We start from the raw sequence: 13,869 nt of genomic DNA on the forward strand, positions 1-13,869 counted from the left end.
TGTTCCTCCTCGCAATGACGCGCGGAAAATATAGTCAGGCATCAAAACGCCAGCAGCAAGCCACCCGAGGCTGGTATCTTTACTTCCACCCCGTTTCTGATATCATCTGTATGGAATTTTACTTCGCTGAGCAAGTCGGTTAGTTCTGTTTTGCCGTTTAGGTTGAGCTTGCTGAGCAGGTCATTAGGTAGTTTAACAACCAATTGACGTTCGATGCGGTTAAAGTTGGCGATGACCAGTACACGCTGTTCATCCGTATAGCGCAGATAGATGTATAATAGCTGATCGAAGCCGGGCTGATGCTCATTGGCCATCATCAGCTCATAAAAAAGACCGTTGCTTAAAGCTTCATTTTCTATTACGGTGACCAATAATTTTTGATAGAAACCGCGCAGATTGTTTTGGCTTTCGGACAGGTTTGCTCCGTCAAATGCACCATTATTGAGCCATCTCTGATGCTCGGGCACACTACAGTAATCAAATATAGAGGTGCGACCATCATCACCGCTGAAACCCTGGTTGCCCAGGGCTGGTTCACCCACTTCCTGGCCCGAATAGATCATGACCGGACCGGTGTTCATAGTAGCCGTTACGATCATGCCGGGTACTGCCAGCCAGGCGTCGCCGGCAAAATAATGGGAGGCAATGCGCTGCTCGTCATGGTTTTCCATAAAGCGCAGCATGTGCTGATCGATGCCGTGGCAATGGGTATTCCATACGTTGTTAATTTCCCAGGTACTTGCGCCATAGTCGTTACACGTTAGGCGGCGAATGGCATCATACAAACCTACCTTATCATACAGGTAATCAAAGCCGCCCCTAAAAATATAGTCGCCGTATTTGTTTTTATCATAGGCTTCGCCGATGAATATGGTGCCGGGATAAGCCGCTTTTAACTTGGGGATAACCCAGGCCCAGAATTCGGTGGGCACCATCTCTACCATATCACAGCGATAACCGTCTACCCCTTTTTGGCTCCAATAGTTCAGGATGTCATAGATCTTGTTCCACAGGGGTGGTATGGGATCAAAATGGCCGTAGCGGCCGTTCATATAATCAACGCCGTAGTTGAGCTTCATAGTCTCGAACCAATCGTTGATAGACGGTCGGGAACTGAACACATCGTTACCGGTGGCCTTTGCGGGATTCTCGTCAAAATGCCCATCCTTCAGCGGACTGTGAAACTCATCCCCACCAGGGTTATAGCCCGACGGCACCACAAAAGGCTGACCGGGGATATAGTAAAAATCGTTTTTAGGATCGAAGGCCTTGTTCTTGTCATCATCCTGCCCAAAATCGCGTACATCAGTTGGTTTTACATCCGAGGCGTAGGTACGGGCCACGTGGTTGGGCACCAGATCCATGATCACCCTGAGACCATTGTTATGTGTACGTTGAATCAATGCCTCATATTCGGCTATGCGATTGGGCACATCAACAGCCAGATCGGGCGCTACGTCATAATAATCCTTAATGGCATAAGGCGAGCCTGCCCTGCCTTTCACAATATCCGGATCATCATTGGGTACTTCATGAGCAGTGTAATCGGTCATAGTGGCGTGTTCGATAACGCCTGTATACCATACGTGTGTAAAACCCATAGCCTTGATTTCCTGCAGGGCTTTGTCGGTAATGTCATTTAGCTTACCAACCCCATTTTCCTCAATGGAACCATTGACTTTGTTGAGCGTTTTTGTATTGCCAAACAGACGTGGCAGAAGTTGATATATGATGAGTTTGTTCATTTTTTAGTAGCAAGTAGTTAGTATCAAGTATCAAGACTTTTTTGGGGATTTTGTTTAAAGTAGTTATCTGTAGAGACGCAAATATGCGTATCTGCATTTTTATTTTTCTGGAAATCAATCTACTTTTCAATCAATACTTCGCCACCAGCTCCAATCACGTGCTCCCTGCTATAAACCACTACACTTACTTCTTTATCCGAAGCATTTTTGATCCGCACACCGTCCTTATTTACCTTAATATTCAGCAATGCTCCTCGGAAACCGATATGGAACGAAAATGAAGTCCATTTTGTGGGAATAAACGGTTGGAACGATAGCCTGCCATCGCGCACACGCATACCTCCAAGACCTTCCACTACCGACATCCAGGTGCCAGCCATCGAGGTGATGTGGCAGCCGTCCTCCGTATCATTATTATAATTGTCCAGATCCAGGCGGGCGGTGCGCAGGTAAAACTGATAAGCGCGGTCTTCGTCGCCCAGTTTAGCGGCTAATATAGCGTGCACACAAGGCGATAGCGACGACTCATGAACGGTGCGCGGCTCATAAAAATCAAAATTGCGGCGGATGGTTTCCAGATCGTACCTATCCTCAAAAAAGTAGATACCCTGCAGCACATCGGCCTGTTTGATATAGCACGACCGCAGGATCCTGTCCCAACTCCATTTCTGGTTCAACGGACGGTCGGCCGCGGGCAGGTCTTTTACCAGGATCTGCTCTTTGTCCAGATAGCCGTCTTGCTGTAAAAACACCTGCTGCTTTTCGTCGTAGCCATAGTACATCTTTTCGATGATGTGCCTATACCGCGATGTTTCGGTGGCTTCGTCGAAGCTTATCCTGGCTGCCAGGGCATCGTATTTAGCTTTATCTGTAGCTTTTACTTTTCCAATAACTTCTATAGCATATCCCATGCACCAGGTTGCCATGGTGCTGGTGTACCAGTTGTTATTGATGTTATTTTCGTACTCATTTGGCCCGGTTACGCCCAGCATTACATATTGCTCTTTAGCCTGCGACCAGCTTACCCTTTGCGACCAGAAACGAGAAATAGCAATCAAGACCTCTAACCCATAATCGGTTAAATAGGCCTCATCGCCGGTATAGCGCACATAGTTAAAAATGGCGTAAGCGATGGCCCCGTTACGATGGATCTCCTCAAAGGTGATCTCCCATTCATTATGGCATTCAGTACCATCCATGGTTACCATCGGATACAGGGCAGCACCGTTTTTGAAACCGAGCAAGGCAGCATTTTCAATGGCTTTACCCAGTTGTTTGTACCGGTATAGCAGCAAATTGCGGGTTACTTTCTGATCGGCGGTGGCCAGGTAAAAAGGTACGCAGTAAGCCTCGGTATCCCAATAGGTGGAGCCGCCGTACTTTTCGCCGGTAAAACCTTTAGGACCGATGTTCAGGCGATCGTCCTCGCCGGTATAGGTTTGGTTCAGTTGGAATATATTGAAGCGGATAGCCTGCTGTGCGGATACATCGCCCTCAATAATAATATCATTATGTTCCCATTTTTGGGCCCAGGCAGCAGCTTGTTCGGCCAGTAGAGTATCAAAACCTTTGGCGGTAATCCGGTTAAGGATATTGTTCAAATGAGCTACCAGGTTTTCGGGTTTATGATTTTGGGAGGACAAGTTAGCCACGTATTTTATTAAGCTGATACTTTGCCCCTGCTGTGCTTGTACGGTTATAGCCGAAGCCACATATTTTTCTTTGGCGATGGTTTCTGCATTGACCGGTACTTGCTGGCCGTTTTGCAACAGACTAAATTTCATCCCCGTAGCTACCTCAAAACCCGTTTTTTTGGTACGCATCACTACATAGCCGCCATCAGGCTGGTTGGCTTTGCCTATCTCGTCCCAGAACTTTTCGTCGTAGTTGGAGTCTTTGTTTACCACATCACCATCGATGGCGGGTGTCAGCGTAATGGTTCCGCCGAAGTTTACCGGGGTGATGGTATATTTTATAGCGGCAGCCTCATCATCAACCATACTGCAAAAGCGGATGGCTTCTACCTTTACCTCTTTGCCGCCCGCTGTTTTGGCTGTGAAATTTCTTTTGAGGAAGCCTTCTTTCATATTAAGTTCCCGGCGAAAGCTGCTTACATCGCATTTAGCCAGGTCGAGCTGTTCGCCGTCCAGGCTGATGTCGATGATCGTCCAGTTGGCGGCGTTGAGTACTTTGGCAAAGTATTCGGGATAACCATTCTTCCACCAGCCTACGCGGGTTTTATCGGGATAATAAACCCCGGCCACATAGTTCCCTAATAACGATTGCCCGCTGTAGGCCTCCTCAAAATTGGCGCGCTGGCCCATGCGGCCATTGCCCAGGCTAAATATACTCTCCGATATTTGATGATGATGCGGATCGAAGCCTTCTTCGATAATGCTCCAGGCGTCGGGTTTTATGTAGTTTTTCATTTGTTGCGATTTTCACAAACGTCATTGCTGTAAGGTACTAAGCAATCTCTATACTAAACAGGGCGAACCTACTTATGTAGAGATTGCTTAGTACCTCGCAATGACGCTTTTTTATTATAATTTGTCCAGAGTCATCTCGTTAAGCCCACTCACCACCAAATCTGCTTCGTGCAGCACCTTCGGGTCGCCTATGCCAATGGCTTTCATCCCGCCTGCTTTGGCAGCCTCTACACCGGCAATGGCATCCTCAAATACTACACAATATTGTGGCTCGATGCCCAGCGCTTCTGCTCCTTTTAAAAATACCTCCGGATCGGGCTTGGCTTTGGTTACTTTATTACCGTCGATAATAGCATCAAACAGGTTTACTATCTTTAGCTTTTCCAAAATGGTCATGGAGTTTTTACTGGCCGACCCAAGAGCGGTTTTGATACCTGCGTCGCGGCAGCTTTGCACAAACTCGCGTGCGCCGGGCAATATCTCGTCGGTGGTCATCTGATTGATCATTTCCACATACCAGGCATTCTTTTGCTCGGCTAACTGTTCCTTTTCGGCATCGGTTTTTGTTATCCCTCCGGCTTCCAGCACAATCTCCAATGATCGCATCCGGCTTACGCCTTTTAACTGTTCGTTCTGTTCTTCGCTAAAATCAAAACCCAGGGAGTTGGCCAGGCGCCGCCAGGCTTTATAATGGTATATGGCTGTATCTACAATCACACCGTCAAGATCAAAAATACAGGCTTTAATGTTGTTCATTTTATACTGTGTATGTGGACCCTAAAGTATTGTTTTTGAATTGCGGGAGCAAAGATTTTTGGAGAAATGACAAAAGAAAAAATCCTTGCTCCTTGCTCCAAAAGCCCCAAAATCCATTCTCTTCTACCTTCTTTGCCATATGTTAATAAAAAAACCAAGCGCTTTATTTGGATTAATTATAAATAATAATAATCTTTGTGGCCGAGATATGATTACCACCACTACAACAACTACGCACTGGACAGATGTTTTTAAAACATCGGCAGGAGCTATTTACCAATGCGACACCGAGCGCTGCTGGTATGTTGATTTTGGGGGTAAGGTGGCCAAATTCGACTATCGCTGCCTGTTAAAGCTGCGCAAGTCCGTTTATCATATCGATATTGAGCAAGCCCTGCTTAATACCACCAAAGATCCGGATGTGGAGATCATTTTCATCTGCGCCTGCGATCATTGCTATGTACTTTCTTTACTACAGATCATCGCGCTGAAAGAATTATTGGAAGGTACTTTTGTCATGCTTGAGTTAAATCATATTCTGCATGAACGTCTCTGTAGCATAGCTAGTTAACTATTTAGACTAATACTAAATTCATATTATTTTTAAATTATAGTTATATTAACTTATAGCACTATTATTGCATCATCATACCTGCAACAAGTTATTAATTTAATAAAACTATGAAAGATCTACTCCGCATAAAAAGCCTCATTTCAACAGAAATTGAAGGTCTTTTAAACCAACAAGTAAAAAAAGAAGCCCTGTCTTCATCTATATATTTATCAATGGCTTCATGGTGTAACCGTAATGGTTATGATTTCTCTTCTGATTACTTCTTTAAACAAGCCGAAGAGGAAAGACACCACCAGTTAAAATTTTACAAATATATCCTGGATATGGGCGGCAATGCTATATCTCCGGAAGTTACCGGCATTAAACAGGAGTATAACTCTTTCCGCGAAGTGTTTGAAGAAGCTTTGGATCAGGAGATCAGCGTTACACAATCTATCAAAAACATTTATGCCCGTTGCATGAAAGAGCAGGATTTTGTGACTATGGAGTTCCTGAACTGGTTCCTGAAAGAACAACGTGAAGAAGAATACAAAGCCCGTCGTGCCCTTGAACTGTTCGAAGTTATCGGCGAAGAAGGTACCGGCAGATGGCAGATCGACAAACACGTTGGTCAGATCAAATACGATAGCGAGGCGTAAACCCCTCCCAACCCTCCCCATCCCGATAGTTATCGGGAGAGAGGGCTATAAAAAAGGTCCTTTTGCGCTGGCAAAAGGACCTTTTTATTTTCAGAAGTCTCCCTTCGGGGAGATTTAGAGGGGTCATATCAGATCCATCAATTTCAACACATCCTTAGGGTGATATTCCTTTAGCCAGGTATTACCCGGTTGGATACTGCATACGGGCGCGTACTTGCACCTGTCGGTACATTCTGTTTCTATCACTTCTATTTCTTCGGGGCCATGATGATGTTTGGCGTATGCTTTAGCCAGTTTATACATATCCTTGCCTCCTCTCTTTCCGCATTTGCTACCAACGCATACATACAGTACTTTGTCTGGTATGGTAAATTTGCCCATCAGGATACTTAATTTAGTGTTAACATTAACACAACAAAGATAAAACAATAAAGTTCCATTTATGTAACCGGAAGCCTATTGAAAGTTTTTTATATAAACAGCAAGTGGCTCAAGACCAACCTCCTGACGAAGTTTATCAACCCCTTTAGGGTCTTTTAATCGAAATGGTGAATACTTCCCGGTTTTAGTATTCCGCGACAGTTGCGTACCATAAATTTGCTTTTGATTTTTGTTAACCAGGATACGATCGGTTAGATAAGCATATTTCTCTTTGCTGGCATTATTTTTAACCATCTGCCGCTTCATCAAAGCTAATACCTGCTCCTGGAAAGGTATATCATCATCACAGTGCTGAATAACGGCCCAAAAGCTATCGCTCGAACTGCCAACCATGTCATAACCCGGGTAACCGTACTTTTTGATGATAGCTTTTGCTTTCAGTTCGTTAATACGATCGGCTTCCGTCCATTTACTTTGGATAGTTTCATCGCTGTAGGCCGATTTTTCTTTCCGGTACTTTTTAGTAAATTCTATACGCCAAAACTGATCGGTTTTAAACATGGAGTCGATCTGTGTTGTTAATGCAACATTTTGTTTAACAACCTGTGCAGAGGGCGTTATTGCGAGATATCCGCAGAGGAGTGCGATAATGAGCAGTGTTTTGATAACTAATATTCTCATGGGGTAATATTTTCATAGGGGCAATTAACAACTAAAGATATAGTTATTAATTCATTTATTCCAAATAAAAAAATCGATGATCTGCCACGTATTTAAGACCCGGCTGGTAAGGCTTTTTTAAACGACATTGAAAACAAACAATCGCAAAAAAATCTGCACATTTGAAAAATGTTCAAAAAGTGTCACGCCTGCCTTCTCATCTGCCTCTTCCTGCTATGGGGTTGTAATCCCAAACCCGCTAATCAATACAAAGTAGTTAAGATAAAAGACGGTGACACACTGGGATTGCTGAGCAATGATAACCGGGAAATTACCGTTCGACTGGCCGAAATTGATTGTCCCGAAAAATCGCAGGCCTTTGGCAAAGCGGCCAAAAAATTCACTTCCGATCTTTGTTTTGGTAAGGATGTTACCCTGATAGGTAATACTAAAGACCGTTACGGCCGTACGGTTGCCCTGGTCATTTTGCCCGATGGTACCAATGTTAATTATCAGTTGGTAAAAAATGGTTTCGCCTGGCAATACAAAGCTTATTCGCAAAACGCCGAATTAGCCAGCCTGGAGCAAAATGCCCGCGAAAATAAGCTGGGCCTTTGGCAGGATGCCAATCCTACCCCACCCTGGGAATACCGTAAAGAAGGCCGTTCATCAGGCTACGATAATAATCCTTATAAAAAACATTATAAGCGCAAACCAAAGCTTGAGGATGTATATTAAAAATGTAACTTTATGTCCAGTATCAAGTAGCTAGTATCAAGTATCGAGACCGAATAATACATCGATATATCGTGATTTAGTTACCATCAGGATTTCAGAAAACGTAGCTATAACAAAGCAGTCTTGATACTTGATACTAGCTACCTGATACTAAAAACATATGAAGTTTACAAAAGCGTTTTTTTCCATCGCCTTTACCCTTGCGCTGATTTGGGCGCTGCAGCATAAATTTGGCACGGTACCGCCTCTTGGTGATTTTTTAAGTCCGGCTAATGGATTTTGGCAAAATGCCGAAAGTAAAAATATTTTACCGACCACCCATCTCATGCTGCCCGGCCTAACTGGTAAGGTAACCATTAAGTATGATGAGAACCGCATTCCACATATTTTTGCCGATAACGATCATGATCTGTACTATGCGCAGGGTTATATAACCGCTACGGAGCGCCTTTGGCAAATGGATATACAAACTCGCCAGGCGGCAGGAAGACTATCCGAAGTGGTAGGTCCCGCCGCATTGGAGATCGACCGTTACCACCGTCGCATGGGCATGGTTTACGGTGCCGAAAAAACTTTGAAAGCGATGATGAGCGAGCCGGTTGTTCGCCAGATGATATTGGCCTATACCGATGGTATTAATGCCTACATCCATCGCCTGCACCCGCGTCAGTATCCCATCGAATTTAAAATGCTGGATTACGCGCCAGAAGACTGGAAGCCTATCAACTGCGCGTTCCTGCTTAAACTCATGAGCGAAACCCTGGCCGGCGGCTCCAACGAGTTTGCCATGACCAATATCTTAAGGCGTTTTGGTGCTAAAACCACCAACGACCTGTTTCCGGATTATCCCATGCACGAGGATCCCATCATCCCCGTGGGTACCAAATGGGATTTTAAACCACTGCCTATCCCTCATCCATCGGCCAACTTTTTGGGCTTGATGAACGATAGTGTTAAACGCGCGGTAAAAGAAGAAGGGATTGGCAGTAATAACTGGGCTGTATCTGGCAGTAAAACGGCCAATGGCTACCCTATTTTAGCTAACGACCCTCACCTCGATCTTACTTTCCCCTCTATATGGTACCAGATACAGCTTACATCCCCAACTGTTAATGTTTATGGGGTATCCTTACCAGGCTCACCCGCCGTTATACTGGGCTTTAACAACAATATTAGCTGGGGTATTACCAATGTTGATGCCGATGTGCTGGATTGGTACCAGGTAAAGTTCAGGGATAATAAAAAAGAAGAGTATTGGTACAACAACCAATGGAACAAAACCAACAGGCGTGTAGAGGTGATCAACATTCGCGGCCAGGAGCCTTTGTATGATACGGTGATCTATACCCATCACGGCCCGGTGGTTTATGAAGATAAAACCAAGAAAACAGAAGGCTCGCATGATTTTGTACCCGTGGGTGACGCTTTGCGGTGGATTGCGCATGATGAATCGGACGAGCTGATGACCATGTACATTTTAAACCGCGGTAAAAATTATGCCGACTATCGTAAGGCGCTTACTTATTTCAATGCCCCGGCATCCAACTTTGTATTTGCCAGTAAGGATAATGATATTGCGATCACCCCCAATGGTAAATACCCTTTAAAGTATCGCGATCAGGGTAAATTTATACTGGATGGTACCGACCCTGCCGACGACTGGCACGGCTGGATTCCTTTTGACCAGAACCCCACAGTTAAAAACCCGCCGCGTGGCTTTGTAAGTTCGGCCAATCAATCATCAACAGACCCTACTTATCCATATTATATCAACTGGTCGTTTGCACCTTATGAGCGTGGTAAACGGATAAATGACAGGCTCAGCGTTATGCAAAAAGCTACGGTTGATAGTATGCGGATCCTGCAAACCGATACCTATAGCATCCGTGCACAGGATATTTTACCAACCATGTTAAAATACGTCGACGCCTCCAAACTGGATCAACCCCAATTAACAGCGCTCGGCATTGCAAAAACTTGGAATAAAGATTTCGCGGCTAATTCAGTCGGGGCAACCATACTTGGTAACTGGTGGGCCAAATTGTATAACATGATCTGGAGTGATGAATTTGCAGCGAAGGATCTGCAGGAAAACTATCCATCAGTTGACAGAACGGAGCAACTCTTATTAAAAGAACCCAATTCCAAATGGTTCGATGATATTCGCACACCGGCCAAAGAAACCTGTACCGATATAGTGACCCAAGCCTTCAAAACCGCTATCGATGATTTAACAAAGCAATACGGTAAACCTGGCAAAAGCTGGCAATGGGGCTCGGTAAAAAAGATGGAGATAGTGCATCTTACCCGCCAGGAGGCATTTAGCTCAGGTAATTTTGCTACAGGCGGTACCGGTTCAACGGTAAACGCGTTAACCGGCGGGCACGGCCCATCATGGCGCATGGTGGTACAAATGGGACCAACAGTAAAAGGTTACGGTATTTTGCCTGGCGGCGAATCGGGCAACCCAGGCAGTTTTTTTTATGATGATATGTTAAAAACCTGGCAAAAAGGCGAACTGAAGGAACTGCTGTTCCTGCAATCGCCCGATGAAATGTCAAACCGTATTAAAACAACATTAACAATAGGCAGTAAATAAATTTAGTATCAAGTAGCTAGTATCAAGTATCACGACATCAGCATTTTTTCGTAATTTCAAAAATCTTGATACTTGATACTATCTACTTGATACTCTAAAGAAAATAAGATCATGTTATTCCTCATCATACTCATACTATCATTTGCAAGCGGTTTCTTTTTACCCTGGTGGGTAGTGGCGATAGCGGCATTTTCGGCCGCTTTCTTTATCGGCAAAACATCGGGCCAGGCATTTTGGTCGGGCTTTTTATCGGTATTTATCGTGTGGATAGTATTAGCTCTGTTTAAAAGTATCCCGAATGATCATATACTGGCCAAAAAGATAGCCGTATTGTTTCATCTACCGGGCTGGGGTTATTTGCTGGTGATCACCGGGATAATCGGCGGCCTGGTAAGCGGCTTCGCGGCGCTCTCGGGTGTATTGCTACAAAAGGCCTTCGGAAAAGAATAGGCACCAATTACACGAATGGCTTCGAATTAACACAAACAAAAATTGAACTATTCAATTCGTGTAATTCGAAGCCACTCGTATGTAATTAGTGCCTGATTTTAGAACGCGCTTACAGCCTCTTTCAACGTTGCTACACCCTCTTTATCGCTTTTGGCCGAAGCAAAGATATCCTGAGAGGTTGATTTATCGCCATAAAAATTAGCGATCGCCGTTTTATCAATAGCCAGGTTTGAACCATTAATGGTTATACCGGCAAATAAGCCACGGCTGCGCGAATAAGAGTAAACTTCGGCTTCCAGTTTATAATCGGTACTGGCCGAAGAACTACGACCAACCGGACCTGCGGCAGCCGAAATATCTCCGCCGATAGTAAAATCGCCATTTTCAACCTTGGTTAATACACCCTTATGATGGAATACCAGGATCAGATCCACAGATTGTACACCTATTTGCAAACCAAAGCTACCGCCGGTTAAGGTTACAAATACCGGATCGCTCCATTTGCCACCAGCCAGTTTCACCATAGCAACGCCTCTTCCGCGTTTACCGCCAATACCAAAACCGGCATTGATCATTTTAGGGATAATAACAATTCCTTCCGACTGCTCCATTAATTGATGCGGAATAGTCTCCTTCATTTTGCCAAACTCTTTTAATACGTTTGCAGCATTATGTACGCGCTCCGTTTCCTTATCGCCTGCCTTGGCCGATATTAGCACAAAAAACAAGCTTAGGATCAATGGGAACTTCAAAAATTTTAATGTTTTCATGGGGTAAAATTACAATTTGTACAATGTTATATATAACTACTAACCCCCAAAACGCATACTTGTTTACATAATTGTGCAAGCAAAGAGTCATTTGTTTTTTTGTCGGAATCAGAATTAACTCCGTCGAGGGCTTCGCCGTTTACAGAATTGATGAATTCTCAGAATTATTTTTACTCAAAATCTGCACATCATCATATTTGCACATTTCAAATCCGCACATCAATATGCTTATCTTTGCACGCAATGAACACACCGGATAAACAACAGGTATTTTCTATCAACAACACTCACGATTTTGATCGGGCAACCCTGCAGATCTTTCGGCACCAGGCCAAAAACTGTGCCGTTTACCGGCAATTTATTTCGGGGCTAAGGATTGATGCAGATAAAATTACATCGGTTAAACAGATCCCATTTTTACCTATAGAGTTTTTCAAATCGCAGCGGATATTGAGCACGGATGCTCCAATTGAATTAACTTTTACCAGTTCGGGTACCACAGGTATGATTACCAGTAGCCATTTAGTGAGTGATAAAACCTGGTACGAGGATAGTTTCCGAAACGCATTTCAATTATTTTATGGCGATATCAGGGATTATACTGTGCTGGCCCTGTTGCCATCGTACCTGGAACGTGAGGGTTCATCACTCATTTACATGGTTGATGATCTGATCAAACAATCCCAATATCCAGACAGCGGTTTCTTTTTATATAATCACGACGAATTATATCAGCAACTCCAAAAACAACAGCAAGCCCAAAAGCCAACACTTTTAATAGGCGTTACTTTTGGCCTGCTTGATTTTATCGAAAACTACCAGATCAACTTCCCGGAATTGATTGTGATGGAAACCGGTGGCATGAAAGGCCGGCGCAAAGAGATGATCCGCGAGGAGCTGCATGACACCCTATGCGAAGGCTTCGGTGTAAGCCATATTCATTCGGAATACGGCATGACCGAACTACTGTCGCAGGCTTACTCTAAAGGCGACGGTATTTTTGAATGCCCATCCTGGATGAAAATTATCATCCGCGATACTAATGACCCCATCAGTACGTTAGCAAAGGGCAAAACAGGCGGCATCAATGTGATCGATCTGGCCAATATCAACTCCTGCTCCTTCATTGCGACACAGGATTTGGGCAAGATTAACACAGATGGCACATTTGAGGTTTTGGGCCGGTTTGACCAGTCAGACATTCGCGGATGTAATTTGTTGATTGCTTAGCGTATTTTAGTATCAAGTAGTTAGTATCAAGTATCACGACATTTTCTGCATGATCATACCGGGTTTCAGAATCTTGATACTTGATACTAACTACTTGATACTAAAATCTTCACTCTTTTAACCGGTATTATTATTATTTTTGCACGCATCATAAATGCTAAAAACATGATTGAGAAATTTTTAAACGAGGAACAAGATCCTAAAGCAGTTGAAAAGGTGTACTCCCGCCTTGTGGATCTGCTGTCTTCTGGTGAAGAGATCATTTATATAGCGGTTCAGAAAAAACCATTGGTAAACTTATTTCCGGATTGTATTGCCATTACCAACAAACGTGTATTGTTTTTTACCCCGGCTAACCTGGGCTTATCAATCAAGTTTGTTGATTTTGTTTGGAAGGATATTGTTGACGTGCACACCAAAGAAGAGATCATTGGCGCGGTATTCAGCGTAAAAACCACCAATGGCGCCGAAATGGCGGTTGATTACCTGCCCAAGATCCAGGGTCGTAAATTATACCAATACGCCCAGGAGCGTAAAGAAATTGAACGTGAGGCCCGTCGCCAGCGCGATCTGGAACAAAAACGTGCCGAATCAGGGTCTATACAGTTTGATAACCCTGCGGCGGCCCGTACTGCTACAACACAGCAAGCTTTTACAGCCCCTGCCCCGGTAGTTGTTGAACAGCCTGCGCCTGCCCCCATTGCTCCTCCAACACCAGCACCTGCACCAGTTGTGCATGAAGCTCCAAAGCCTGATGAGCTTACCGAAAAACTAAAAAAATTAAAAACACTGTTTGATAACGGCCTGATATCACAGGAAGAATACAACCACAAAAAGCTCGATCTGCTGAGCGATCTATAATAGTCATTCAGTCATTATAAAAAAGGGGCGATAAGTTA

At 44.2% G+C, this 13,869-nt stretch carries 13 protein-coding genes; 7 read left to right on the forward strand and 6 right to left on the reverse strand.

Annotated elements, in window-relative coordinates; translation table 11 throughout:
- Positions 1–41 precede the first annotated feature (41 nt).
- From FHW89_RS16655 to pgmB, 3 genes are all read right to left on the reverse strand, one after another.
- On the reverse strand, positions 42–1,745 hold the full coding sequence (locus FHW89_RS16655) for an alpha-amylase family glycosyl hydrolase (protein ID WP_172336196.1): 1,704 nt from the start codon (positions 1,743–1,745) through the stop codon (positions 42–44).
- Positions 1,746–1,864: 119 nt separating this feature from the next.
- The gene (locus tag FHW89_RS16660; protein ID WP_172336197.1) at positions 1,865–4,174 is read right to left on the reverse strand and encodes a glycoside hydrolase family 65 protein; all 2,310 of its coding nucleotides are present in this window, start codon (positions 4,172–4,174) and stop codon (positions 1,865–1,867) included.
- 114 nt (positions 4,175–4,288) lie between these two features.
- The gene (pgmB, locus tag FHW89_RS16665; RefSeq protein ID WP_172336198.1) at positions 4,289–4,930 is read right to left on the reverse strand and encodes a beta-phosphoglucomutase; all 642 of its coding nucleotides are present in this window, start codon (positions 4,928–4,930) and stop codon (positions 4,289–4,291) included.
- Between the two features lie 208 nt (positions 4,931–5,138).
- Here pgmB and FHW89_RS16670 point away from each other — a divergent pair, with 208 nt between their 5' ends.
- Both FHW89_RS16670 and FHW89_RS16675 read left to right on the forward strand, forming a co-directional pair.
- Positions 5,139–5,501: a hypothetical protein gene (locus FHW89_RS16670; protein WP_172336199.1), complete on the forward strand. Its 363-nt coding sequence runs from the start codon at positions 5,139–5,141 to the stop codon at positions 5,499–5,501.
- Between the two features lie 110 nt (positions 5,502–5,611).
- Positions 5,612–6,142: a ferritin gene (locus tag FHW89_RS16675; RefSeq protein WP_172336200.1), complete on the forward strand. Its 531-nt coding sequence runs from the start codon at positions 5,612–5,614 to the stop codon at positions 6,140–6,142.
- Positions 6,143–6,265: 123 nt separating this feature from the next.
- Here FHW89_RS16675 and FHW89_RS16680 read toward each other — a convergent pair whose 3' ends face one another.
- A complete protein-coding gene (locus FHW89_RS16680) occupies positions 6,266–6,523 on the reverse strand; it encodes a (2Fe-2S) ferredoxin domain-containing protein (RefSeq protein ID WP_172336201.1) in 258 nt (85 codons plus the stop codon).
- Between the two features lie 75 nt (positions 6,524–6,598).
- Entirely contained in the window at positions 6,599–7,204 is a 606-nt protein-coding gene (locus FHW89_RS16685; protein WP_172336202.1) for a DUF6624 domain-containing protein, read from the reverse strand.
- A 168-nt stretch (positions 7,205–7,372) separates the two neighbouring features.
- On the opposite strand from FHW89_RS16685, the gene FHW89_RS16690 reads away from it, so the two are divergent.
- The 3 genes from FHW89_RS16690 to FHW89_RS16700 all read left to right on the forward strand — a co-directional run bounded on the left by FHW89_RS16690 (position 7,373) and on the right by FHW89_RS16700 (position 10,970).
- Positions 7,373–7,921 (forward strand): thermonuclease family protein, encoded by a 549-nt coding sequence (locus FHW89_RS16690; RefSeq protein ID WP_172336203.1) that lies wholly within the window; start codon positions 7,373–7,375, stop codon positions 7,919–7,921.
- Between the two features lie 160 nt (positions 7,922–8,081).
- Positions 8,082–10,520: a penicillin acylase family protein gene (locus FHW89_RS16695; RefSeq protein WP_172336204.1), complete on the forward strand. Its 2,439-nt coding sequence runs from the start codon at positions 8,082–8,084 to the stop codon at positions 10,518–10,520.
- Positions 10,521–10,631: 111 nt separating this feature from the next.
- Positions 10,632–10,970, forward strand: a complete 339-nt coding sequence (locus FHW89_RS16700) for a hypothetical protein (RefSeq protein WP_172336205.1) — start codon at positions 10,632–10,634, stop codon at positions 10,968–10,970.
- Positions 10,971–11,068: 98 nt separating this feature from the next.
- On the opposite strand, the gene FHW89_RS16705 is transcribed toward FHW89_RS16700, so the two are convergent.
- On the reverse strand, positions 11,069–11,740 hold the full coding sequence (locus tag FHW89_RS16705; RefSeq protein ID WP_172336206.1) for a lipid-binding SYLF domain-containing protein: 672 nt from the start codon (positions 11,738–11,740) through the stop codon (positions 11,069–11,071).
- Positions 11,741–11,983: 243 nt separating this feature from the next.
- Here FHW89_RS16705 and FHW89_RS16710 point away from each other — a divergent pair, with 243 nt between their 5' ends.
- Positions 11,984–12,970, forward strand: a complete 987-nt coding sequence (locus FHW89_RS16710; protein ID WP_172336207.1) for an acyl transferase — start codon at positions 11,984–11,986, stop codon at positions 12,968–12,970.
- A gap of 165 nt (positions 12,971–13,135) precedes the next feature.
- The gene (locus FHW89_RS16715; protein WP_172336208.1) at positions 13,136–13,831 is read left to right on the forward strand and encodes a PH domain-containing protein; all 696 of its coding nucleotides are present in this window, start codon (positions 13,136–13,138) and stop codon (positions 13,829–13,831) included.
- The last annotated feature ends 38 nt before the right edge of the window (positions 13,832–13,869 follow it).

Source organism: Mucilaginibacter sp. SG564 (genome assembly GCF_013149275.1).
Taxonomy (GTDB): domain Bacteria; phylum Bacteroidota; class Bacteroidia; order Sphingobacteriales; family Sphingobacteriaceae; genus Mucilaginibacter.

Coding starts and splice junctions, on each gene's coding strand:
- FHW89_RS16655 (WP_172336196.1), bottom strand. CDS start 1,745: ATGAACAAACTCATCATATATCAACTTCTGCCACGTCTGTTTGGCAAT.
- FHW89_RS16660 (WP_172336197.1), bottom strand. CDS start 4,174: ATGAAAAACTACATAAAACCCGACGCCTGGAGCATTATCGAAGAAGGC.
- pgmB (WP_172336198.1), bottom strand. CDS start 4,930: ATGAACAACATTAAAGCCTGTATTTTTGATCTTGACGGTGTGATTGTA.
- FHW89_RS16670 (WP_172336199.1), top strand. CDS start 5,139: ATGATTACCACCACTACAACAACTACGCACTGGACAGATGTTTTTAAA.
- FHW89_RS16675 (WP_172336200.1), top strand. CDS start 5,612: ATGAAAGATCTACTCCGCATAAAAAGCCTCATTTCAACAGAAATTGAA.
- FHW89_RS16680 (WP_172336201.1), bottom strand. CDS start 6,523: ATGGGCAAATTTACCATACCAGACAAAGTACTGTATGTATGCGTTGGT.
- FHW89_RS16685 (WP_172336202.1), bottom strand. CDS start 7,204: ATGAGAATATTAGTTATCAAAACACTGCTCATTATCGCACTCCTCTGC.
- FHW89_RS16690 (WP_172336203.1), top strand. CDS start 7,373: ATGTTCAAAAAGTGTCACGCCTGCCTTCTCATCTGCCTCTTCCTGCTA.
- FHW89_RS16695 (WP_172336204.1), top strand. CDS start 8,082: ATGAAGTTTACAAAAGCGTTTTTTTCCATCGCCTTTACCCTTGCGCTG.
- FHW89_RS16700 (WP_172336205.1), top strand. CDS start 10,632: ATGTTATTCCTCATCATACTCATACTATCATTTGCAAGCGGTTTCTTT.
- FHW89_RS16705 (WP_172336206.1), bottom strand. CDS start 11,740: ATGAAAACATTAAAATTTTTGAAGTTCCCATTGATCCTAAGCTTGTTT.
- FHW89_RS16710 (WP_172336207.1), top strand. CDS start 11,984: ATGAACACACCGGATAAACAACAGGTATTTTCTATCAACAACACTCAC.
- FHW89_RS16715 (WP_172336208.1), top strand. CDS start 13,136: ATGATTGAGAAATTTTTAAACGAGGAACAAGATCCTAAAGCAGTTGAA.